Genomic DNA, 23917 nt, shown 5'->3' on the forward strand with positions numbered 1-23917 from the left:
TTGCAATGACACTTAATCCGAACTTCGCTTCCAGTGGCGACGAATCTGGAAAGCTCATTAGTGGTGGTACAACAAAACAACGGTGCTCTAGGACTTGAAAAATAAGTCTTAGATTACCGCTGCTCTTCTTAAACTATAGTCGCTTTTAAATGATTACTGCTCCTTGACTGATGACTCCACTCCGACGGCACTCCTAAGTTGGGCTTACAATCAAAGTAGCTCTAAACCTTTCAGTAAGGCGTATTCACTTGATTTAATGCCTTCTTGAGAAAAATGTGCATTCGGAAACATTGGGGCCAAATGATGATATCCAGGGTATACATGCAATTCGACTAAGACGCCATCAAAAACCAGTTGTTTTGCAAATGATAAGGCTTCATCTATAAACAAATCAATGCTGCCTATACTGATATAAGTGGATGGTAAGCCAGCAAGTGAATTTGCACGCGCAGGCACGTAATACTCACTAACCCCCTCCTGACCGGGTTCATGCCCTAATACAGATTTCCAGCCAAAATAATTACTTCGTTTTGTCCAAACAAATTCACCAGCATATGGATGTTCCGGCGAAATACCAGTACGGTCATCGAGCATTGGGCTACGTAGCCTCAGATGATGGATATCGAATTCCTTCTGATCACGAATGTATAGGGCTAGACCCGCTGCTAAACCACCGCCAGCACTGCTGCCAGCAAGAGCGACTTTCTGAGTATCTATCGCTAATTCCTCGGCATGTTCAATACACCATTTTAGGCCCGAATAACAATCCTGCAATTGACTTGGCTGAACATGTTCTGGTGCTAGGCGATAATACACAGATACACAACAAAAACCATGTTGTGCCGCTAGTGACGCATTACTTGGACGATCACCGACTGGACTACCCAAAACCATCCCTCCACCGTGAATCGAATAATATAACGGCATCTTTTTATATTTTGGTTGGCTGGGCTTAATAATTTCTATGCGAATATCAGGACCGCCAAAATAACTTGGCACTGCCCTTTCTTCAAATGTGACAGGGAACATCTGTGTTACATCGATTTGCGGTAACATCTTTGATTGATTTTTACGTGATTCCATTAGCGTAGTTTCGGAAAGATCGCTTGTTGGAATTAAATCAATGGCACTAATAATCTCCAGATCAATCAGATGTCGGCTTCTGCTATTTTGTTCGCCCATAGATACTATTGCCTCACTTTCTTGATATCCATCATTTCATTAATTGTTCCCTCCGAAATCGAATGATGATGGGTCTAGTATCCCCATTTGGATCGATTTCAAAAGTTCCATGTTCCATTTTACAGCCCTGTCCCCACAATAACTTAGAATCATTTTTGACATAAAAAAGAGGGGGCTCCTCAGCATTTTCATGGCTTTTGGGACACCCTCGTCGTGTAATGAACAAGGATAATAAAGTGCTACTGTTTTTCCACCGTGAAGCCTTTCTTCTCCAGTAATGGAACCACACCTTGGTCGCCCAGCATGTGCAGCATTCCAACGACAACCATATACGTTTCTTTTTTATCACCGTTCAGATATCCTTTAATCTTGTCGGCCATTTCTGCATTGCGGTCAGTCAGCAGGGCTTTGTGATATTCAGCATCCCAATCAGAAGAGTTGGTATATTCATGCAAGGCGTTATAATCGCCCTCTTTCCACATTTTAGCAAACTCATCGATCCCTCCATTCGGAGCAAGGGTAACCCAAGAAGACGGGTCCAGTGTTTGGAGCAACAGCTTTTCTTGCAAAGAGTCGGAGTAGTTGTTGTTCGTCTGGAACTGGGAATCAATACTTTCCAGCGAAATAACTGGTTTTTTCGCTTTGTTAGCCTTATCGATCAGGTACTGGTCAATCCCTTTTTCCGATTGATAGCCTTCATTTCCAACTATAATGCCCAAGATGTTTTGCTGGACGAACCACGGCTTGAAGTTATCGAAGCTGTTTTCCGGTAACCCATTTGCTTTCACTAATGCTGTAACTTTTTTATACGTTTCTGCGGGGATATGATCCTTCAGTGTGGTTCCGTCTTTATAAACACCTAGTTCCAATATCTGTTTTTGTAATTTTTCGGGAGACAAGTCAACCTCTACACCTAAGTAATAAGCAGCTTGGAATGCATCCTCAATTTCCGGACGCAGCGGGTACATCCCATCGAGCACGTAATGAAGTGAACCCAGCATATACACCGTGTTGCCTTTATTCTCTACCTTCCACAAAAAGCCGCGGCTTCCATCTGATTGCTGCTCAGAGGTAAGTGTAACCTGGCGCAGCGACTGGTTACAGGCAACTTTATAGCCTGCAGTTTCAGCGACAAAACGGAGCGGCACATACGTTACATTCTGGATTAGCTTTGGCGCTGCTTCCAGCTTGACCGCCTTACCGTTTACAGTGGCATTTGTGCCGCCATTCTGAAAGGACAAGGAGAGACCTACTTTGGCGCCACTAGCGGTACGGGTCGCTTCATCCCAATTCACTTTCACATCAAGCTTCTCCAGAATCGGACGCATCGGGACGAGTGTCACACCATTTTCTAAGATCGGTTCGGACTTGCCGAACTGGAATTGCTCCCCATTTAGCCATACGGTCATGGCTTGCTCTGCTGCATGAACGGAAGAGTATAAAGAAGAAAACAAGAATAGGTAGAGAAATAAAGCGCTAATTTTTATCATCTGCATATAAGCTCCTTCTTGTAAAATGATAAAATGTAGATAATCAGAGGCTTTTAGTGACTAACTTACCTGGATAAGCTGCTTGTCCCCTTCATATTATGCAATGTGATAAAAGGTTTGGCGGTCGTCGTGTTTGCGGTCGCTTGCCAGTCGACTTCTCCACCGCCAGCAAATTTTAATTGAAAGTATAGTTTTCTCATCCCCTATCCTACCAGCCCCAATGAAACAGAACTTAAACGGTTAGATAAACATCAGCTTAATTTTGCTCTCACCGTTTAGGTTCTGTTAAGGTGATTATGCTACTATGGAAAAGGGTGAAAACGATGACTTGTCTTTCCGATATTAAAATTGCAATCGTCGACGACGAGCCTTCGATTGTCACGATGCTGCAAATGGTGCTTCGCAGAGAAGGGTTTCATCAGCTGTACGCGGCTTCCACCTGCGCGGAAGCACTCGATTTAGCGAAACGTGAAGCTCCTGATATCGTCCTGCTCGACATTATGCTTCCCGACGGCAGCGGCCTGGAGCTCTGCTCCAAGCTACGCGAATACGGGAATCCGCATATTCTGTTTCTGACGGCCAAGGCTTCCGATCTCGATGTCCTGCGCGGCTTCGCCATGGGTGGGGACGATTATATCACGAAGCCCTTCAATCCTCTGGAGGTAGCCGCAAGAATTCAGGCACGCATACGCCGTCTGGAGACGGAAGCCCCCACAGCCAGTCTGGTGAAGCGGCCCCATTCGGGGGTTTACCGGTTCGGCCGCTTCACTGTCAACGAGTCGGAAGGCGAGCTGATTGTGGAGGGACAGCCAGTTCCTTGCCCCGCGCAGGAATTCCAGCTGCTGCTGCACTTCTGTAAGTTTCCCGGGGTCGTATTTTCCAAAACACAGCTCTACGACAAGGTTTGGGGGATCAATGGACAGGGCGATGACTCGACCGTGATGGTGCATATCCGGCGCATACGGGAGCGGATTGAGATCGATCCTGGCAATCCGAAGCTGCTGCTTACCATACGCGGGCTCGGCTACAAGCTGGCGAAGGAGTCGCAAGAGCGATGAAGATACAACAGCGCATGGCATTCCACTTCACGTATCAATTGATCTTCTATGCCCTGCTAATTCTGGCCATTACTCTGGTTGCCTGCGTCATGTTCTTCCAGAACATGACGAATAATGAGTTACGCCGAAACTTTCCGGTTGGCGCTCTGCAACCGATCGCTCAAGAAGCATATTCCAAGGACGGGACGATTCGAATCTCCCCCGAGTGGGACAAGCTCATCAAAGAGAAAGGAATGTGGCTGCAGGTTGTCAATGCCGAAGGTGAGGTAATTTATGCCTTCAATACATCTCCGCATTATGCCCTGCCTACCTCCTACTCCATCGCTCAACTACTCGATATCCAAGAGACACGGACGCTTGGGACGTATGCCATACACACTCAACTGAATTTTGCTTTCAACGAGCCGCTTCTGTATATGTTAGGCTACCATAGTCCTGAACTTGACCAGCTCGTGGCCTGGTTCGATGCCTACGGGCAGCATGGAATCGTGCGGAGCGAAGCGGTTCCCCTCTTGGACCAGCGATTGCGCGAAACCGGAAGCTATCTGCAGGTGATCGACCCCGGGAGCCATATCGTACAAGGCATCGGCGATGGAGCATACGTGCAGAAGGCGTATCGTCTGCTGGATATCCTGGCCATTCAGCAATCGCCCAGCAACTATGACACGAATATTGTCACCCATCGGGACCAATCTAGCGGTATGACCTGGATCCTCTATACACCCAATGCAGAAGGGGGTCCTCTGAAGCATCCTGCGTTGGATACGGCAACGCGTGGACTCGTCTGGTTTGCAGGTCTAATCCTGCTCTTGGCGGTTCCAGTCTCCATCTGGCATGGCTACCGCTACGGTCAGCCTCTGATTCTGTTCGCAGGCTGGTTCGAACGTATGGGCCGGGGACAGTACGACCAGGTACTGACCGACAAGGACAAGCGCAAGGTATTCCGCCGCAACGGCACGATGCGAACCCGCTACAGGCTCTATAAGGAAGTAATTGAATCTTTCTATCAGATGACCCATCAATTAGCTCAAACCGAGAAGGAGCGCGAGAGGCTGGAGAAGTCGCAAGCAGAGTGGATGTCAGGGATTTCCCATGATCTGCGCACGCCCCTATCCACGATTCAAGGTTATGGTTATATGCTGGAGAGCTTGCCTGAGCAATGGAGCCAAGAGGAGATGCGAATCATGGGTTCGACGATCCGCGAAAAGGGGGATTATATGCTGGAGCTAATCTCCGACTTTTCTATGATTCATCAGCTCAAGCAAGGAGATTCGATCATGGAGCTCCGGGAGATGGACTTGGTTGAACTGGTGCGCTGCTCCGTACTAAAGTACGTCAACGACGTCACGATACCTCAGTATCAGTTTCTCTACGTTGGGGAGGAGCTTCCCCTACTGGTAAAGGCAGATGAAATCTGGCTCCAGCGGCTGATGGACAATCTGCTGTCCAACGCCGTGAAGCATAATCCGCCGGGCGTGAGCATAACCGTCTCTGTCGGCAGGATGAACGACAAGGCATACATCCGAGTAATTGATAATGGCAAAGGAATGGACGAGGAAACACTCCACCATTTGTTCAATCGCTATTACCGGGGAACAAATACTGAAGAATCGACAAATGGCTCAGGGCTCGGGATGAGCATCGCCAAAACCATCGTGGAATCGCACGACGGCGAAATCCAGGTTCAATCCAAGGTGTGGCAAGGCACAAAAATTGAGATTTGGTTGCCCTGTTGAGCGAAAACAGGAAACACTTCATTCCCATGTCAGGCAGACGGCCGCGGCTTTTTGTGAATAAGGGATTTTTACATGTTTTGCGAACACTTCATCTTATTTTCTAAGATTACTAAAGAATAAAAGCTGCCAGGCTAATAACCCCGCAGCTTTTATTCGTACATATATTATTTTACCAAAGAGTAACTCTGTCCTTTGGAGCAATGTACAAAGCATCGCCTACTTCTACATCAAATGTGGAGTAGAAATCATAGGTATTTGAAACAACTTCATTGACCCTAACTTTATTTGGCGCATGAGCATCGATTGTTAAAAGCAATGCTTCAATTTCAGGACGAGCCTTCTGTCATGGTTGCCCATTGATTTTTTGGCCCAGATACTCCACTTTATTGTATTGATCAACAACAGCCTTTGCTTTTGCCTCGAATTTCTTGTAGTCTTCTTCTGTCCACCAATTTATCAAATTTCCAACCTCATCATATTTTGATCCATTTGTATCAAAGGCGTGAGAGATTTCATGCGCAATAATTGCACCTATACCCCCATAATTCTGACTTGCGCTTTGGTTTTTATCATAAGATGGCGCCTGACTAGCCGCAGCATGGAACGTAATCGTGTTTGTCAGCGGTTGATAGGACGCATTCGCCGCACTGTGTTAGAGAATAACTGCTGTTCCACTGACAGCGACCATCAGCATGTCCTGGCGGACAACTTCGTAATTGATATCTACACCGATAACGGCATTGGCTCCCATTTGCGAAGCTTGGTGTGTCATTTCTTTAAAGGCTGCGTCTCTTGCTTCCCTTAGCTTGGTTTCATAGGCTTTCGAACGCCCACCTACAAGATCTCTAAATGAAGCAAGAAGGTCTCTCCCGATATTAGCACCCATGATGACTTCACCGGTTGCAACACCGACATACTGCCTGACCGCGCTGACTATAACGGCAAGTTTGACAAGCTATCATTTTCAGAATGATTTTTGCAGATTTAGATTAAAAGTCTATGTTCCAATATATTTTTCAAACTGATATGAGACTTTGAAGGTCCAAGCTTTATAAGGGAATCTTGAAATTCGGCAAGTTCCTCAATGGATGCCGTTTGTACCTTGATAAGATAATTATATTCCCCGCTTATTCGATATAAATCCGTTACTTCCCTAGCCTTGTCACAAAACTCAACGGTCTCCTGACAATGTTCAGTTTTTAGTAGAATAAAAGTAGTCATGCCCCGATTCAGATTTCCTAAATTGAATTCTGTCGAATACCCGGTGATGATCTTTTTGTCTTCTAGCTTCAAAATCCTTTCTTTAACCGAAGGTTGGGACATACTGATTTCTTTACTGATATGAGAAATAGACATTCGTGCATTGTGCTGAAGCAGTTGCATAATCTTTTTATCAATATCATCGATTAGATTATCCATAATCATAAGACCTCCATAATTAAATAATAAAATTAAGCCATATCCAATCAAATTAACTTATATTTAATAACCACTTTATCACTATATCCTCATTTAACATATGTATTTCATCAAGTTAATTTCTGTATACTATAAACAAATTATTAATAAGGAGAAATTTCGAATGAGCGTAAACGGTCTTTCACATGTGGCGATCCAAGCCAAAAACTATAAAGCAACAATTACATTCTATACTGAAGTTTTAGGATTCAAGGTTGGTCATCATTGGCGTCTGCCATCCTTTCAAATCAAAGAAGCTTCCATGCTAGTTTCACCTGACCGAAGGACTTGTATTGAAGTCTTTGATAACGACGCAGTCATTCCTGCACAAGGGAAGAAAGCATCGTCCGAAGAAGATATAGCTCACGGAGCGTTATTACATTTAGCCTTCTATGTGAATAATGTAGATGAAATGTTTCAAAAAGCCCTTGCTCATGGAGCAAAGGCTTTTGTAGAACCGGATTACCTTTCACTTGGCGAACCACCCCTTGTAGTCAAGAATGCTGTCATTCACAGTCCCAACGGAGAAGTTATCGAATTTATTGAAGAGGTTGATTTTGATATGTCTACCAAGACTCATGCAAATTAATTTTTTATTGATGTTTCCAAATATAGGACAATTGTATGATCGATTGCAACTCAGTTAACTCCCAAGTACAAATGAACGCCCCAAATAGATGGATGAATCATGGCTTGAACATCAAGCTCAGGTAACCGGCTAATTGTAAAAGGTGTAAGTAAAACAACGGCTACATGGGTTGTATACCACGTTACGACAATTTGTGAATATTAACCGGGTACCCGTTTAATAAGAACAGACATTAGCACCCATGTAAGTGCTGCAATAAGCAGGGATACACCACCAAGTTGAAGAGATGATCTATATCGGCACTTCCTAGAATAATGCCCACACCGATTGTTGCTAAAACAATAGAAATTGCTTTTTAAAACGTAATTTTTTTCTTTTAAGGTGATGCACGCAAAGCACTATGAATGCAGGTGTCGTTGTAGTGATAATGGCGCCCATCTGTGCAGTAAAAAGCATCGTACCCACTTCTTGGGTTAAACTAGAAAAAAGGGTACCCTTTGGGTTGGCTTTAGCATGGAGTCGTTAGCACATAATTTGATCTATCTATTGTCTATGTTATTGATGAAGGGACCCTTGCTGCTGTAAAAAATGTGGCGAATGGTCTACCTAAAACTGTACCACCAACATCATCTGTGAAAATACTTTGAAAACATCCCACTTCCACTCGATCTCCCGCATTTAAGTTTAAAATATCATTTACTGATACGATCTGACCTGTTGTAGATAATCCAAAGTTCATTCTAAAATCATCTTCTTCATCGATCATCTGACCATTTACAGTAATATACAAAATTACATTACTTTCATTACTGGCTGAAAAAAGGTTTTTAATATACATTGCAGATGCAGTGACAACATATACACCTGCTGTTTTGGGGATAAATGTAGATGTAGATGTATCATATTCATTATCTAAATCAAATATTTCAGATGTGAATAAAAGCTTGGTTGGTGTTTGAAGAGGTATCTGCACATCCTGTATAGCAGTAGCCTTAAATGCTGAAGCCTTCACTAGATTTGACGCATCACTTGTGCTTGTGGATACATTCACATTGATAACAGGATTACCTACATTGGAGATAGTATCTGTGTCGGTCACTCCTTGTGCTTGTCCTTGTAACTGTCCTTGGGCTTGTCCCTGAAGCTGCTGTTGTTTTTGTTTGTTTACAAGGATTTCATATTTCTTCTTGTATTCCTTATACTTCTTTTTGTAATCATCGTCTCCCATTACTAAATCTCCGCCTCTACATTTTATTAATTAATCCCATTTATTCCAATATATCCTAAGGACTAATCTAGTAATATCATATGTAGATTAGTAGAAAATGAAGGGGCTATAACGCTATATCATTTAGCACAATTAATGATTTTCCCAGTGTAGTCGCACTAGTCCATTATTAAAACCTTAATATTTATCATTAGTGTGAATCCCTTTTATTTTTTTATGGAGCAAGTATCTTTTTTTAAGCAAATTATAGACGATTTTCCCAACAGCTTCGCTAATCATCTTACAGCCCTCATCACTCGTGGATACAAACTGAACCAGCTTGTTTAATTGATCATATAAATTCGTCCCTCAATATTAAGGCTTTACAGGAATGTTTAACGTAACAAAACATCCATGGTTTTTTACCGCAACCCCGACATGAAAAGTATCACATGTTGGGTTTAGCGGTTTTAGTGTTTTTCCATACTGGTAAGGAACGTAATTGGAATAAACACGCAGTTTTTTATGGTGGTTCGACCCTGCAAACAAAACAGTGAGGATTCGAAGCGTGCACAACCCCTTGTTGGCTCTCTTCTCTTGAAGGGATGACCACGTACAGAAAAATGGTTACTTTTCCTTCGAATCCACCAATTGCGTACCTTTACAATGAGGAGCAAACGTATGGAAACCTTACTTACACACTGCGCCGGCATGGATGTACATCAGGAAACTATTGTCGTCTGCGCGATTACAGGAACTGCTGGAGATTCTCCCCATGTAGAAACCCGCACATTTTCAACGATGACCAAGAGCTTGTTTGAACTTTTGCAATGGCTCGAATCCAAGGAAGTTACGCATATCGCGATGGAAAGTACCGGCATTTACTGGCGTCCCGTTTACAATATACTTGAGGGCTACTTTGACATCACGCTGGCTAATGCCCAGCGCATTAAAAATGTACCGGGACGCAAGACCGATGTATCCGATGCCGAATGGATTGCCAAACTTCTTCGTCACGGTTTAATCGAGCCGAGCTTTGTACCTCAGGCAGACCTTCGCGAACTCCGCGAGCTTACGCGTCTTCGTAAGAAGCAAGTTGGCGGACTGACGGCAAAGAAGAACAGACTTCAAAAGGTTCTGGAATGTGCCAACATCAAACTTGGAACCGTCATTAGCGATGTTTTTGGCGTTTCAGGTCGTAATCTGCTCCAGCGATTAATGGAACAAGGATTTATTGATCCCAGCGACATCGAAGAACGCGTAAAAGGTAACGTGAAGAAAAAAGTTCCTGCCTTGGCAGATTCCCTATTCGGAACACTCGATGAGCACCAACTATTTATGATCCGCTTTCTTTGGAATGAAATCGCCTTTTATGAGGAATCCATTCGCCAGTTGGATGAGCGAATGGATGCGTATCTCGTCAGCTACAAGGAAGAAATGGAGATCATGCAAACGATGCCTGGCGTTAAACGAACAACAGCCGCCAGCATACTCGCTGAGATGGGTCATAACATGGATCAATTTCCAACGGCAGCTCACCTCACATCATGGGCTGGTGTGGCACCAGGAAATCACGAAAGCGCTGGTCAAAAAAAAGTACCCGCACGGTAAAAGGCAATCCCCATATCAAAACAGCTTTGTGCGAGGCAGCCTGGGCGGCTTCCAAAACCCGCAACACTCGTTTATCTGCTAAATTCTGGTCTCTAGCCTCACGTCGGGGCAAGAAAAAGGCGCTCGTTGCTCTCGCGAAGAAAATGCTCGTTATTCTCTATCAGATGCTTAAAACCAAGCAAGTTTATATCGAGAATGCTCCTCATAAGATGCCAAACTTATAAGCATTAACCCATTTCATATATTTTAAACCATGGGACCGAATATTTCGTTTCCCGAGCATCCTGTTGTCATTTTTCTGCTAACCTTCAACTTCTAAAAACGAGACCCATCATGAGTGCTGATGTCTTTTCACAGAAAAAAGCTGATCGGCAAGTAATGCCAATCAACTTTTTTCGATGCTCACTCTTCTCTAATGACTAATAGTACACCAATAAAAATTAATAGAGTACCTAACCCAAAAGACAAGCCAATTTGTTCACCTAATAGTAACCACCCTAAAAAAGTACCGACAATAGGTTGGAAAAAGAAAAATAATCCGCCACTTGAAGCATTAAGCATTTGCAATCCACGATTCCACATTAAAAAGGCACAGGCTGTCGAAATAACTCCCAAGTACAAAAGACCGCCCCAAATAGATGGATGCATCATGGCTTGAACATCAAGCTCAGGTAACCGGCTAATTGTAAAAGGGGTAAGTAAAACAACGGCTACAAGGGTTGTATACCACGTTACGACAATTTGTGAATATTGAGTGGGTACTCGTTTTATAAGAACAGACATAAGCGCCCATGTAAGTGCTGCAATAAGAAGGGATACGCCACCAAGTTGAAGAGATGGTTCTATATCGGCACTTCCTACAATAATACCGACACCGATTGTTGCTAAAACAATAGAAATTGCTTTTTTAAACGTAATTTTTTCTTTTAAGATGATGCTCGCAAATAGCACCATGAATGCAGGTGTCGTTGAAGTAATAATAGCACCCATTTGTGCAGTAGAAAGCATCGTACCCACTTCTTGGGTTAAGATAGAAATTGTATTTCCAATAAGTCCAATTATGAAAATTAATAGCAAGTCTCGTTTCGCCATACGCCATGATTGTTTGGTAACAACACCAATAATTAACAATGCAAACATCGCAATTACATAGCGAATCCATACTAATTCAAGTGGTGGCACAACGTCTACCACATGTTTTACCACAACATACATCCCGCCCCAAATACTAGCAGCGAGTGATAAATACAAAGAACCTAATAAGGTGTTTTTCATTTTGTACCCTCCGTTTATCTAGACAATTCCTGTCCTTAACGGAGATGTAGTTTTTCTACCGTTAAGGGAGAATAACTACAGGTACATCATTTTCAAATAGTGGTGACCACATCATCAGTTTTCAACTCACTTTCAAAAGAATAATTTTATTTTACACGAATTTTGTTGATTAGGGTATAAACTGTTTTAACCATAACTGACCTGACCTTCGCAGCGATCTGTCGGGAATGAGATCATGTTTTTGTCAAAACCGGAAATGGGATAAAGTTCTTTTCAATTATCCATGACAAGAACTTTATCCCTTAAAACAAGAAAGCCGCGATCAACGCGGCACTATGAGAGCTAATGTTTTTTCTAGGTTGTCTGTCTGAATTCGCTTCTCCGAATTGCATCGGGCAGACCATGGGGGCTTGTCCCCCTAAGTATGAATACGCTGTTATCGGAAGTTACCTGCTACTTTGAAATACATTCAAGTCTCTACATGCTTTATTTATTCTTCCTGCATACTATATTTCCATTTTCTTGTAAAAGAATCGAAAAACCGTTTCTTGTTAGTTCTTCACTCAATTCTTCTGTCTTTAAATGTCTTCTGTGAGGTAACCACCATTCATTATTGATCCTAACGGCTTCATTGTACGATTCTGGAGATATTATCCGATCATAAACAATTCCAGTGTCTTCACAATAATACGTATCTTCATCATAGGAACGTAATTCATCATACATTGCCGTTGAGATAATATAGTAACCAGATTTCTTCAATCCTGATTTTACAACTGAGTACAGTTTTGATCTGTCACCATCAGTAACAATACTTTGTAAACAGTAGTTATCTAGTATAAGGTCATATTCTTTGTTCAGTTCTAACATTTCTAATAAATCTTGGTTACTGTAGTTTATCTTTAAATTTCGATCTAATGCCATGGATTTTGCAAGTTCAATTGCAGTTGGTGAAATATCAATTGCATCTACAGTAAATCCCCTATTAGCTAAAAAACAAGCTCCCGTGCCAGTTCCGCATCCATATTCAAACACTTTAGACTCCGTAGAATTAACATTGAATAATTCTAATGCTCTCTCTAAGAATGGTCTCATCATAAAATTTTCAAAATTATATTGTTTAGGATCATGGAATTGATCCCATGCTTCCAAATTGTCTTTCTTTATTTCTTGATAGGTCGTTTCGTGTTCTTCAAAATAATATTTCTTCATCGATTTGTCTCCTCACAAAAATATTTACAGGTAATTCCCGATAACGTTCTTGTATTCACGAACTTCCATAGGAATTTGTCACATGAATCTGCTACTCTACTAAAGCATCACAGTGACCAAGGCATAGCCGCAACTTGAATACTGTGTTAAGTGATGTTCCCACCTTAGAAGCAATATCTTAAAATTATCTTTTCATCTTTCATATTCAATTAACCAGCAATCCCTTAATTCGCCTTCATGCCATTCATGTTTTTCAAGATACTTCTTCTTAACAAAACCATTCTTCTCATAAACTCTAAGGGCTCTCGTATTCCAGGCTTGTGGATCCATTACTATCTTATTTGCGCCTTTAATCCCTATTAAGTAATTAACTGATTCTTGTATTAAAAGCGAGCCAATTCCTTTGTTCCAGAAATCAGATTCCCCAATGAATTGATCCATTCCATATATGTTGCCTTTATAATCTTTATAATCATATTTTTCTTTCTCTTCATCATCGATGATATAGAACTGAATGTATCCGATAGCAGTTGAATTGTATTGAATAATACACTGAGTTATTTCTTCTCTGTGTTCATAAAAGTGTTTTTTTACTAAGTCTTTATTATGAGGACGATCACGACCTTCATAGAACTCTAATAAAACGGGATTTGAGAGCCATTTCACAAGTAAATCAGCATCATCGTCTTCAAGGAATCTAATACTTATTTCTTGTGCACCAAATAGAATCATCTTATGTAATCTCCTTTAAGAGGTCATTTATGATCTTGAAGGAATTTCACTTAACGTTCGTAGATTCACGAATCCTCATTGGCTTAAGGCGCGTAGCGCCGGGTCCGACGGACTTAGTCATGCAGGGTAATCTGCCTGAATCCACTTCCTCGAACTGCCTCTGGCAGATCAAGGGACGAAAATCCCGCAGCGTGAATGTGGTGTTATTTGTTGTTCCCGACTTCGAAGCTTGTCACTTACTCAAAGGGGTTTAAATGTCTTTCCAATATTTCTTTAGAAGGTTTAAATTCATGTCTGTCATAAAAATTTATGCTTTTGTCACTTGGCCATACTATCAATAATTCCATGTTATTATTCTGAGCCCATTTATTAACATCTTCTATAATCATTCCACCAATTCCCTTGTTTCTATAATCAGGTATAGTGTAGACATTTGTGATGTAGCCGAATGGTAATTTCTTTCGTCCTGGTCGTGGAATAGTATCTATTACTTGAAGGAAAATATGAGAAACTAGCTTACCTTCATCTTCAGCGACCCAAATGTGCCATTTATCTCCTTCAATTATCTCTTCGAAAAACACTCTACATTCCTCAAAAAAATCATTATAAATACTTAATTCCTCTTTTTTGGATTCAAATGAAAAATCCCATCTCATCTTTATTAGTTCTGCTATATCTTTAAATACAGCATTTCGTATTAACAAAATAATCATCTCTTTTCAATTTGAACTTGATTTATTTTTGATAGTTTTGTTTGCGGGAATTACATATAACGTTTGTGAGTTCCCAATGCCTCTCCGACTTAAAGCCCGAAGGACTGGCCGCGACGCGGTTAGTCGGTGCAGATGTGTCTGCTGAATCCGCTTCTTCGAGATTCCTCTGGCAGACCAAGGATCGCTTGCGATCTGCCGCGGGAACACGGTGTTATACGTAGGAACCTCTTCTTTGAATCTACTTTCAAATCTTATTAGCATTTTTTAATAGAACTGATATATCATTTATCCACTAACCTTTTGAATCTGCAATTAGGGTAACCCAACCCAAATCTCTTGCAGGATCGAGGTTTTTCTCTTGATCGTCTACAAATATAATAATTTGCTTATTGTCATTGTCAAAATGAGATTCATCAAATTTATAGATTTGAGGATCTGGTTTGCAACTACCCATCTCACTAGAAATTGTAATGCTCTTAACATATGGTGCGATTGATTTTAGATGTTATGTTAACCATTCTTTACGATGATTACTAAGTAGATGAATATCTGCTAACTGACTCCAACTTGAAAGGTGATCAAATGCAGGCAGTTGTCTTAGATGTTTATCAATCAAATTACGCGCATATTGAGGTTCAACAATTGGAAAATGCTTGTTAAGCCATACCCAAAAGTCTTCCTCGCTTATTCTCCCAGTCCATAGAGCTTCTCGTACTTCATTTTTAAATAGAACTTTCAAGTAGTCATAAGGAATTTCCGCAGCAAGAGCAATTTCTTGCCAATACGATGGAGATAGGTTTGTTAGAATTACCCCTGCTATATCAAGTATGAGCTGTGGTTTATTCATCTTTTTTGAAACTCCTTTGCACACATGTACATCATGATCCGCCTTTCCATTATATCAATCATTGTAAAATATGGAAATCAAAAAGGAGGCTCACAAAGCCTCTGATAGACTTTGCAAACCCCCGATGCTTTCGGTTCGATTAAGCTGTAAAAGATAAATTAATAAAATCATATGGGATACTTGTCGTAAAGAGATGTTCATTCTATCCAATTGTTGGATGGCAAGTTACATTTTAATGCCGTCCATTATGACAGAGGTTCTTACTTGACGTATTCAGCCATTACAATATTTCGATATACCCTTCTGTTCCATGCACGCGAATTCGTTGCCCGTCTTTTATCAGATTGGTAGCATTTTCCACACCAACAACTGCTGGTAAGCCATATTCACGCGCGATAACTGCGCCATGGGTCATCAGTCCACCAACTTCAGTAACTAGACCTTTTATGGATACAAACAATGGTGTCCAGCCAGGGTCAGTAAAGGAGGTGACTAATATATCTCCATCTTCTAGATCAGCATCTTCCATACGTAAGATGACACGTGCTCGTCCCTCAATCACTCCGGAAGAAACAGGCAGACCTACAATAGCTTCGGCTGGGAGATTTTCTCGTTCGTATTTACCCGTAATGATTTCACCATCAGACGTAATAACACGTGGGGGAGTTAGTTTTTCATATAATTTGTACTCGTCTTTTCGTTTGCTGATGATCTGGTAATCCAGTTTATTGGTGCATACGACATCGCGAAATTCTTCAAAAGTGAGATAGTATACATCTTCTTTTTCACGAATAAGGTTAGCTTGTACGAGTTGTTCGGCTTCTTTCAGTAAAGCTTGCTTATATACGAAGTAGCGATTAATCATGCCGTATTTTGGATATTCACGATAACCGATGAAATTCCGGATTAGGCTGATCACTCGTTTTGTCTCTTTGGCTTTTTGTTTACCATCCGGTAATTGTTTCAATCGATCTAATAACTCTTGTTCTTTTTCTAAAGCTTCCTGTCGCCCTTGCTCAAATTTCCGTTTGCCAGCATTAGGCTCAAAGTTTTTGATGTTACCCAGAATCATCGGGACAATTGTAATTGGTTTTTCACTCCAACGAGTTTTAGTCATATCGATTTCTCCGGCACATCGCATTCCGTATTTATTGAGATAAGCATAGATAGCGTCCCCAGTTTCCTGTCCACCATCAAACTTAATCAGTTCATTTAAAAAGTAATCATCTTTTACATGTTGTAAATAATCAATTACTTCTGGATAAGGACGAATCACATCTGCGACATCCAATAGCGCCAGACCCATTTCCGAAGTAATATTGTTAGGGACAGATTGAGAAAGCGTATCTGCTACGTTTTTTTCACCTAACCATTTGTCCATTTTTTCATTGATCCATGATGAAGCATCCATAGCAGTCATAAATACACGCGAACTTTGTGGGTCAAATAAAATCTTCTTTAATTGCTGGAAATCTTCTAGAATAAAATCAAATAAATCTGATCCTGATTTCGTTTGGATGTTTTGTTTTAACTCTTTTATCGATGTTTGACTACTCTTAATCAAATCAGAAACGATTGTCGGATCGTTATCGATTTGTGCTTGAAAGCCCGAAGACGATATACCTGTATTGTTTTTAATGTGACTCGGCACTTTTATATCATCTGGTGACGATTTGATAAAATCTTCTCGCTCTACGATGGTTATGAGTGCGTCTTTTATGAGCGGATCGGATTTTCCCAAGGCATCTATTACCTTTTTTCTGCTGTCAGGCGAAGCCAGATTATGTGAGATATCAACAAACAACCTTCCACCAGCTTTATGCATGGGTGCAGGAGTCGTTAACAGGAAAAAAGCCAGTCCCAATGGTTTCATGGGATCGGTCATCATTTGTTGATGTCCGACTGATACATAGACGTGATTTTCTTGATCATTAACTTCAGGGATCGGGTATAAAGTAGTGATTGGCCGACTCTGGACAATATAAAATGTATCATCAACCAAACACCATTCGATATCTTGTGGGCAACCAAAATAAGCTTCGATCTGTCTTCCTATGCGTGCCAGTTGTAAAATTTGTTGTTCAGTGAGTGTTTGCGTCTTTTGCTGCTCAGGATCGATCTGCTGTGTCTCGGTTCCGCCTTCTTTTAGTCCATAGATAGCCAATTTTTTGGTTCCTATTATCTTATCGACGATTTCCTCATTCTGTACTTTATAACAATCGGCAAATACCAAGCCAGAGACCAGTGCTTCTCCAAGTCCAAAACTGGCATCGATTGATAGCAGCTTTCGGTTAGAAGTAATCGGATCAGCGGTAAATAAAATCCCTGAAGCCTGTGAGAAAACCATCCTTTGAACGATAACGGATAAATAAACTTGACTGTGGTCAAATCCATTTTGCATACGGTAGATTACTGCGCGATCCGTAAATAGGGAGGCCCAACATTTGCTGATATGCTGCAAGATGGCATCGACGCCGATGATATTTAAATAAGTGTCTTGTTGACCAGCAAAAGAGGCATATGGTAAATCTTCAGCAGTCGCACTAGAACGCACTGCATAAGCATGCTCATCTCCAAACAGGGAGAGATAGTGAGTAACTGCTTTTACAACATCGGAAGGAATTTCTGCTTCCATAATGATTTGTCGAATCTTCCTGCTGATTTCACCAATTTGATCTCGATCTTCTACTTTTAGCATTGTTAGTCGATCCAACAGAGCATGATACGTTTCGATTTCTTCGATGGCTTTTTGATATCCCACTGTTGTAACACAAAATCCTGCTGGTACTTGTATTCCTTCAATTTTTGATAATTCCCCTAAATTTAACCCTTTTCCGCCTACGAGCAAAAGCTGCGTTTTTTCCGTTTCCTGAAAACCGAGAACCAAAGAACTCATTCAATATCTCTCCTAACCATTAAATTGAGAAAAAACAATTGACAAGAGTTTACCGGCATGATAGAATTAAAGTGTAAGATATAATAATTATGTTCATATAGATATTAAAAGTTGTAATCAGATTATATCATCGTGTCTGTTTATATGCAATATACAAGAACCTGATAAAATTACCAGGTTCTTTTTTGATTTCCGCTATCATTAGTCACATTATCGTTAGGCATCCTACATTACATTAGATCAGATCTGTTGGATTATTTATAAACTGAGTTTTACGTTTCTGAAGGCGTGTATGGGACAATGTTAGGTGTCGTCCGACATCTGGAAGCTGGTGGTGTCGGCTGACAAGAATATGTACTAAATCAAGATATTACAAAACAAAAGGTTGATCTCCAACGAAGGAGATCAACCTTTTTGTTTTGCATATATCAAAGACATCTCTGACGTCACATTTGCAATGAGTATATGATCTTGTCCAAGATTCAATCCAGAATTCATAAGTTTCATACCATACCTGTGCTTAAATCCACCATCAGTATAATAACGGATTATCATAGGATTAGAAATCAAAATTATCTGGGTCTGGACCCACTCGAAGATTCTGATTCAATCCATCGATTCGTTCCATATCTTCTTTAGTCAACTCAAAATCAAAAATAGATGCATTTTCAATGATGCGATGTTCTTTCGTTGATTTCGGTATCGTTACAACGCCACTTTGTAAGTTCCAGCGCAAGATCACTTGGGCAATGGATTTCTCATACTTATTCCCAATTTCTTTTAACTCCGTATTATCTAATAACTGACCTTGCATTAATGGAGACCACGCTTCAAATTGAATGCCATTTTCCTTACAAAATGCTTGAAGTCCCTTTTGAGTCAAACGTGGATGATGTTCCATTTGATCCACCATTGGCTTAATCTCCGCATCGTTCATTAGCTCTTCAAGCTTATGCTTAAGGAAGTTACTTACACCAATCGCTTTTACGCGTCCTTCTTTATAGAGAGTCTCCAATGCTCTCCAAGCTTCTTTGAACTTACCTTCTACAGGCCAGTGAATTAAATATAAATCCAAATATTCCAATCCAAGTTTACTTAAGCTCGTCTCATAAGCAGCTATCGCTGATTCATAACCAAGATCTGCATTCCATACTTTGGATGTGATAAAAAGTTCTTCTCTAGAAACACCCGCTTCTTCCATGCCTTGGCGAATCCCTCGACCAACACCTTTTTCATTTCCATAAATAGCTGCTGTATCAATACTTCGATAACCATTCTTGATCGCTGTTTTCACTGCATTTTCAAGTTCAGGACCTTCCTCCACTAGAAATACGCCTAATCCAAACCATGGCATCTTCACACCATTATGCAGTGTTGTTGTATCTTGCAAATTCTTTACCATTATATTTTCCCCCATTATTATTTTAGTATTTAAGTTATAGTCTGCCGTTCCTACAAGTGCTATGATAGATGAAATCAATCAAAAATAATAGTACGTACTTAAAAGTGATATAAGTACTTTAAAGTACCCATAATATTTAAATCGGAGGTACATCATGATTAAGAAAAAATATAACATTTCAGTAGAAGCAACACTTGAGGTCATCGGTGGGAAATGGAAATGTGTAATTCTATGTCATTTAACCCACGGAAAGAAGCGCACTTCGGAATTGAAAAAGTTAATGCCTGGGATTACACATAAAATGTTAACACAGCAACTGCGAGAATTAGAAGCTGATGGAATCATTAATCGAATTATTTATAATCAGATTCCTCCAAAAGTGGAATACGAACTTAGTGAATATGGAACGAGTCTGGAAAGTATTTTGAATTCGTTATGTAATTGGGGTGAACAGCACATCATTAAAGAATACGGTGATAAGTTCGCTGTTTTAGAGGACAGTATTTTAAATAAATAAACGAACCAATAGAGCAGGAAACGCATCTCATGTAGAGTATGCCTTTTCTGCTCTATGAATATGCTCACTATTGTGAACGGAATACCTTAACGTTACTTTGATATTCAGGACAAGCACTAACTCACAGCTACCAATTCTTTCTATACGTTCAAAATCCGATACAGCTCATCAAGATGATGTATTTCATAGGTTGGCACAATCCCAGTGTTATTGGGTTTCATATCAGAGTTGTACCAACATGTATCTAGTCCGGCTAGCTGTCCGCCTTTAATATCCGCACTTAAGGAATCTCCGATAATCAATCCCTTTTCCACAGTGAAATTTGGAATTCGTGCAAAGACATAATCGAAGTATTCTTTCATAGGTTTTTGAAATCCTGTATCTTCCGACACAAAAATATCCTTAAATAGCGGATGTAATCCTGAATCACGTAAACGTCTATCCTGAGTCTTCGAAACACCATTCGTAACAATATATAAGTCAAATTGATGTTGTAGATCTGTTATCAATTCAAAAGCCCCATGAAGAAGCTGATGCCCCTCTTCTAAGTAGCTGCGATATTTCTTTTCCAATAAGACGCCATCAACAACTTTACCGTAGCCCTGAAATAAAACCGAAAACCGCGTATTTACGACCTCATCACGAGTTATTGTTCCTTGTTCAAAGTTTCTCCAAAGTTCCTGATTAATTCTTTTATAGTGTGCCTCGATTTCAGTAGTTAAAGGTATCTTTTGTTCCTCAAAAAGTAAACGCAACGCTAATTTCTCAGCTGATCCGAAATCCAACAGTGTATCATCTACATCAAATAATAACGTTTGATATTTTTTCAAAATGATCTCTCCAATTTCTGCTTTTCTTATCAGTTTGCTAAATGTAAAAAGAAACCTTATCCAGACCTAACTATCCTAAGGTATTCTTATTATATACGGTTCTATCCATAACTTATCATACTTTCGATCATATTGAATTCTAACTAATCCAATCTCTCCATTAAGTAATCTTTTATAGTTAGTTCCCATACCCGTTACACTTCTACCTGGTAAAAACGGTATTCCATATATGTATCTGTTCTTAAATAATTTAAAATATTCATTTACTTTAATTTCATCTCCACGTTTTATATTCAGATCTTTTTGGATATTTTTTATTTCTAATACTTCTACCATAGTAGAAACTATTTCACCATCAATCATCTGTTTTCCTGTACCCTTAACTTTAAGTTCGGCATCTATACTTGTCTTACCAAAATCATATATACCATATGTAGTTTCTGTATTATTTATTATAATAAATTTATCAAGGCAGAAGTAAATTGTAATAAATACAATAAAAGTAACAAGAATGAATTTCGTTTTTTTATTTATTTTCTTGATCTTAATCACCTTTGTTTTAATTGTATTGTCAATTCAATAGCTCCACTTCCCCATATTTCACTGTATCTTCTCGATATATTAAATCCCTGTTTCTTATAAAAAGTTATTGTCTTCTCATATATAGGCTTTACTTCCTGTGGTACTGTTAGCAATTTTATTTCATTAAATCCAAGTTCCTGCACATGCTCAAAAAAAGCAGTTACTAATTCAGAGCCATATCCACGACCTTGATAATCTGGATGAGTCGCCATTAAGGTAATGTAAATAGTTCCTTCCCAGCACGTAAAAATAATAAAAGACATTAACTCATCATTTATCTGTAAACAAATAGCGTCCTGAAACGTCAAATCTTTTCGAGTGTCCTCAAACACATTTTGAGTAAACCACATCGGAGTAAGAAGCCTAATTATTTGCAATATTTCTTGTGTTTCTTCTGGCCTTCTATGTACTTTTATGCATTTATTCATAATTTGCCTCTTTTAATAGATTCTTTATTATAGCTCTTATCTTAGGGGAATGGATGTGTCCGGCTAAATCCGCCCACCTCTCAAATATTCTTCTCGTCAATAAATTCAATACAAAAGGGTTGCGTTTCAGGGTTTAAACAGTACTCAATTCTTTGTCTGAAATCTTTCCATTCAACTATTTTTAGAACTTCTTCTATTGGAAAAAAGCCTGACTCCAAGCTCTCTGATGATTGTATTAATTCTCCACCTATTGGTTTCGCTAAAAATAGTGTGTTGCAAATTGAGTTTCCTACGTTCTGAAATATTCCACAGAATTTGATAATTTCTATGTCTATTCCGGATTCTTCTTTGGTTTCTCTTATGGCTGCATGACTTAAGGATTCACCTTCTTCAACTTGACCACCAGGCATCTCCCAGCCTCTTCTTGGTCCTTTAATAAGTAACAATTCGTTTTTGTCATTTATTACAATGGCAGCTGCCGAAACTATATGCTTGGGTGGGTTCATACAAGTCACTCCTTTATAAATTGATGTAATTTATGGCTTTTTTCTGCAGATCAGTGGGAAAACGGTGATATAAGATACTTGGGCCAAAGTCTGTAATGGTTAAGCTAATAATTCCAAATTATTTTTACAAACACAGGCTCCATGTCAAGCCGCGGTACTGCAGTTTACTAACTTCACTTTACAAGGTTACACGGATTATTTGATAGACTCTCAATCTGCTTTAGAAACTCAAAGCTAATCAGTATACAGTCCCTATATTCTTTTGATTTATAGGTTTTATAAAAAGGATTCATAAATCCATGTTCAGCTTCAATAATTTCTAGTACAGTTTTATTCTTAGTTTTTAATTTTATTTCTAAATCTAATACATTAAATGACTTCTCATTTCTAGAAAAGAATAATAAGGTTGGACATCTTGGCTCTATCTCTACATGATTTCTAATTCTCGATCCATAGTATCCGATTACTCCATCAACATCATATTCACTACTCATCCAAGCAATTGTTGCACCTATACTAAATCCAATAATATATATCTGATCATACTTCTCTCTATTCACATTTACTATTTGCTTGACTTCATGTAATGATTTATCGAAACCAATCTCATTTATAAAATAGTGATACGCCTGATCTTCAACCCTTTCTCAGATGAATTAATACTCATATTAGAATAAAGGCTATTCACGGAGTAGTCTACATTTTTTTGGTAAGTTGTTCCTTTTTTTATGCATATACGCTATGGTTTGAACGTCAAAAGTTATTCATTCTTTATTTGTACCGAATCCCATTGGATTCTTTTTCTAAACTGGCCCAGTCTAATATGCGAATCGAATTTTTGCCTCTCTCAATGATTTTTTTCTGGGATAGAGAAAGAATAATTCGATTTAGATGGCGGTATGTCGTGCCGAGTAGATCTGCAATCTCTTTAACGTTGGAAGTCTTTAGCTCTATTCCGAAGTTATTACCAGGTTCAGGCGATATTGTAGACAAAAGGTAGCTCGCAAACTTGTTTTCAACAGATGCTAATAAATTAACACGAGAAGCTGTTGTACAAGTTTGGAGTTTATAGCTTACGTGTTCTAAAAGTGTATATAAGAACTTTGGATTACCTATTTCATGTTGCTTGATATAGTCGAACGAGAGCCCAATCAGTAAACATTTACTAACTGCTTTAACTTCTGATTGGACGGGAATATCACGAATTAATTCAATATCACCAATGATGGAAAATGGATGCATAAATCGCAGTAAGAGTGCCTTTCCGGTTTCAACACTCGAAGTTATTTTCACTTTCCCTTCTACTAAAAACAACAATGATTGTGGACCTCAGTCAATAGATTGGACACATAGAATCGAGAAAGTTACACAGTTTTACGGTACGTACGTTCGTACTGATCTGGCGTTAAATAGCCAATAGACGAATGGATTCTTTTGCGGTTGTAGAAGTATTCGATGTATTCAAAAAGTTCACGGTAAGCTTGTTGCCGAGTCTTGAATTTCTCTAAATAAATGAGTTCTTTCTTCAGCACGCTATGAAACGATTCGATACAAGCATTATCGTAACAGTTGCCTTTTCGGCTCATACTCGACTTGATCTCGTACGTTTTCAAACGCTCTTGGTAGTCAACAGAAGCATACTGGCT

Annotated in this window: 25 protein-coding genes and 3 pseudogenes; 5 read left to right on the forward strand and 23 right to left on the reverse strand. The window is 39.7% G+C overall.

What is annotated here, in order from left to right; translation table 11 throughout:
- Positions 1–210 precede the first annotated feature (210 nt).
- The 3 genes from BM210_RS30990 to BM210_RS35920 all read right to left on the reverse strand — a co-directional run bounded on the left by BM210_RS30990 (position 211) and on the right by BM210_RS35920 (position 2872).
- Positions 211–1182 carry an alpha/beta hydrolase fold domain-containing protein gene (locus BM210_RS30990; RefSeq protein ID WP_091176520.1) on the reverse strand — a complete coding sequence of 324 codons (972 nt, stop codon included), beginning with the start codon at positions 1180–1182 and terminating at the stop codon, positions 211–213.
- A gap of 239 nt (positions 1183–1421) precedes the next feature.
- The gene (locus tag BM210_RS30995) at positions 1422–2672 is read right to left on the reverse strand and encodes a TraB/GumN family protein (RefSeq protein ID WP_177238100.1); all 1251 of its coding nucleotides are present in this window, start codon (positions 2670–2672) and stop codon (positions 1422–1424) included.
- A 65-nt stretch (positions 2673–2737) separates the two neighbouring features.
- On the reverse strand, positions 2738–2872 hold the full coding sequence (locus tag BM210_RS35920) for a hypothetical protein (protein ID WP_256224159.1): 135 nt from the start codon (positions 2870–2872) through the stop codon (positions 2738–2740).
- 96 nt (positions 2873–2968) lie between these two features.
- Between BM210_RS35920 and BM210_RS31000 the strand changes: the two genes are divergently transcribed.
- Together BM210_RS31000 and BM210_RS31005 are read left to right on the forward strand one after the other, a co-directional pair.
- Entirely contained in the window at positions 2969–3730 is a 762-nt protein-coding gene (locus BM210_RS31000; RefSeq protein WP_256224160.1) for a response regulator transcription factor, read from the forward strand.
- Positions 3727–5466, forward strand: a complete 1740-nt coding sequence (locus tag BM210_RS31005) for a HAMP domain-containing sensor histidine kinase (RefSeq protein WP_091176525.1) — start codon at positions 3727–3729, stop codon at positions 5464–5466. The genes BM210_RS31000 and BM210_RS31005 overlap by 4 nt, the downstream gene beginning before the upstream one ends.
- A 169-nt stretch (positions 5467–5635) precedes the next feature.
- Here the strand turns inward: BM210_RS31005 and BM210_RS36350 are convergent.
- The 4 genes and pseudogenes from BM210_RS36350 to BM210_RS31025 form a co-directional block, all read right to left on the reverse strand.
- A pseudogene (locus BM210_RS36350) lies at positions 5636–5794 on the reverse strand (M13-type metalloendopeptidase); the annotation flags it as partial.
- Between the two features lie 15 nt (positions 5795–5809).
- A pseudogene (locus tag BM210_RS31015) lies at positions 5810–6094 on the reverse strand (M13-type metalloendopeptidase); the annotation flags it as partial.
- A gap of 24 nt (positions 6095–6118) precedes the next feature.
- Complete coding sequence (locus BM210_RS31020) at positions 6119–6403, reverse strand: YbjQ family protein (RefSeq protein WP_256224163.1); 285 nt, start codon at positions 6401–6403, stop codon at positions 6119–6121.
- A gap of 47 nt (positions 6404–6450) precedes the next feature.
- Positions 6451–6885, reverse strand: coding sequence for an Lrp/AsnC family transcriptional regulator (locus BM210_RS31025; protein WP_091176531.1), 435 nt, complete (start codon positions 6883–6885; stop codon positions 6451–6453).
- Positions 6886–7048: 163 nt separating this feature from the next.
- Between BM210_RS31025 and BM210_RS31030 the strand changes: the two genes are divergently transcribed.
- Positions 7049–7513, forward strand: coding sequence for a VOC family protein (locus tag BM210_RS31030; protein WP_091176533.1), 465 nt, complete (start codon positions 7049–7051; stop codon positions 7511–7513).
- A 550-nt stretch (positions 7514–8063) separates the two neighbouring features.
- On the opposite strand, the gene BM210_RS31040 is transcribed toward BM210_RS31030, so the two are convergent.
- The gene (locus BM210_RS31040; RefSeq protein ID WP_091176535.1) at positions 8064–8741 is read right to left on the reverse strand and encodes a hypothetical protein; all 678 of its coding nucleotides are present in this window, start codon (positions 8739–8741) and stop codon (positions 8064–8066) included.
- A 660-nt stretch (positions 8742–9401) separates the two neighbouring features.
- On the opposite strand from BM210_RS31040, the pseudogene BM210_RS31045 reads away from it, so the two are divergent.
- Positions 9402–10555: pseudogene (locus BM210_RS31045) on the forward strand (IS110 family transposase).
- 178 nt (positions 10556–10733) lie between these two features.
- On the opposite strand, the gene BM210_RS31050 reads toward BM210_RS31045, so the two are convergent.
- The 8 genes from BM210_RS31050 to BM210_RS31090 all read right to left on the reverse strand — a co-directional run bounded on the left by BM210_RS31050 (position 10734) and on the right by BM210_RS31090 (position 19408).
- Positions 10734–11606 carry a DMT family transporter gene (locus tag BM210_RS31050; RefSeq protein WP_091176537.1) on the reverse strand — a complete coding sequence of 291 codons (873 nt, stop codon included), beginning with the start codon at positions 11604–11606 and terminating at the stop codon, positions 10734–10736.
- A gap of 486 nt (positions 11607–12092) precedes the next feature.
- Positions 12093–12818, reverse strand: a complete 726-nt coding sequence (locus tag BM210_RS31055) for a class I SAM-dependent methyltransferase (protein ID WP_091176538.1) — start codon at positions 12816–12818, stop codon at positions 12093–12095.
- A gap of 192 nt (positions 12819–13010) precedes the next feature.
- Positions 13011–13550, reverse strand: coding sequence for a GNAT family N-acetyltransferase (locus BM210_RS31060; protein WP_091176540.1), 540 nt, complete (start codon positions 13548–13550; stop codon positions 13011–13013).
- A gap of 236 nt (positions 13551–13786) precedes the next feature.
- On the reverse strand, positions 13787–14254 hold the full coding sequence (locus tag BM210_RS31070) for a GNAT family N-acetyltransferase (protein ID WP_091176543.1): 468 nt from the start codon (positions 14252–14254) through the stop codon (positions 13787–13789).
- 301 nt (positions 14255–14555) lie between these two features.
- Entirely contained in the window at positions 14556–14717 is a 162-nt protein-coding gene (locus tag BM210_RS36355) for an HAD-IA family hydrolase (RefSeq protein ID WP_091176544.1), read from the reverse strand.
- Positions 14718–14768: 51 nt separating this feature from the next.
- The gene (locus tag BM210_RS31080) at positions 14769–15110 is read right to left on the reverse strand and encodes a hypothetical protein (protein ID WP_091176546.1); all 342 of its coding nucleotides are present in this window, start codon (positions 15108–15110) and stop codon (positions 14769–14771) included.
- A 280-nt stretch (positions 15111–15390) separates the two neighbouring features.
- The gene (ppsA, locus tag BM210_RS31085) at positions 15391–18006 is read right to left on the reverse strand and encodes a phosphoenolpyruvate synthase (protein ID WP_091176547.1); all 2616 of its coding nucleotides are present in this window, start codon (positions 18004–18006) and stop codon (positions 15391–15393) included.
- A 559-nt stretch (positions 18007–18565) separates the two neighbouring features.
- On the reverse strand, positions 18566–19408 hold the full coding sequence (locus BM210_RS31090) for an aldo/keto reductase (RefSeq protein WP_091176549.1): 843 nt from the start codon (positions 19406–19408) through the stop codon (positions 18566–18568).
- A gap of 154 nt (positions 19409–19562) precedes the next feature.
- On the opposite strand from BM210_RS31090, the gene BM210_RS31095 reads away from it, so the two are divergent.
- The gene (locus tag BM210_RS31095; RefSeq protein ID WP_091176550.1) at positions 19563–19925 is read left to right on the forward strand and encodes a winged helix-turn-helix transcriptional regulator; all 363 of its coding nucleotides are present in this window, start codon (positions 19563–19565) and stop codon (positions 19923–19925) included.
- Between the two features lie 140 nt (positions 19926–20065).
- On the opposite strand, the gene BM210_RS31100 is transcribed toward BM210_RS31095, so the two are convergent.
- The 7 genes from BM210_RS31100 to BM210_RS31130 all read right to left on the reverse strand — a co-directional run.
- Complete coding sequence (locus BM210_RS31100; protein WP_091176551.1) at positions 20066–20755, reverse strand: YjjG family noncanonical pyrimidine nucleotidase; 690 nt, start codon at positions 20753–20755, stop codon at positions 20066–20068.
- A gap of 75 nt (positions 20756–20830) precedes the next feature.
- On the reverse strand, positions 20831–21307 hold the full coding sequence (locus BM210_RS31105; RefSeq protein WP_091176553.1) for a hypothetical protein: 477 nt from the start codon (positions 21305–21307) through the stop codon (positions 20831–20833).
- Positions 21304–21765, reverse strand: a complete 462-nt coding sequence (locus tag BM210_RS31110) for a GNAT family N-acetyltransferase (RefSeq protein WP_091176554.1) — start codon at positions 21763–21765, stop codon at positions 21304–21306. The genes BM210_RS31105 and BM210_RS31110 overlap by 4 nt, the downstream gene beginning before the upstream one ends.
- Before the next feature lie 80 nt (positions 21766–21845).
- Positions 21846–22271 (reverse strand): NUDIX hydrolase, encoded by a 426-nt coding sequence (locus tag BM210_RS31115; protein ID WP_091176556.1) that lies wholly within the window; start codon positions 22269–22271, stop codon positions 21846–21848.
- 173 nt (positions 22272–22444) lie between these two features.
- Positions 22445–22885 carry a dienelactone hydrolase family protein gene (locus BM210_RS31120; RefSeq protein WP_091176557.1) on the reverse strand — a complete coding sequence of 147 codons (441 nt, stop codon included), beginning with the start codon at positions 22883–22885 and terminating at the stop codon, positions 22445–22447.
- A gap of 157 nt (positions 22886–23042) precedes the next feature.
- On the reverse strand, positions 23043–23588 hold the full coding sequence (locus BM210_RS31125; protein ID WP_091176559.1) for a Crp/Fnr family transcriptional regulator: 546 nt from the start codon (positions 23586–23588) through the stop codon (positions 23043–23045).
- 47 nt (positions 23589–23635) lie between these two features.
- On the reverse strand, positions 23636–23917 hold a 282-nt coding region (locus BM210_RS31130; RefSeq protein ID WP_143101127.1), incomplete at its 5' end, for an IS3 family transposase.

Origin of the sequence: Paenibacillus sp. 1_12 (assembly GCF_900114475.1) — a bacterium.
Lineage (GTDB): Bacteria > Bacillota > Bacilli > Paenibacillales > NBRC-103111 > Paenibacillus_S.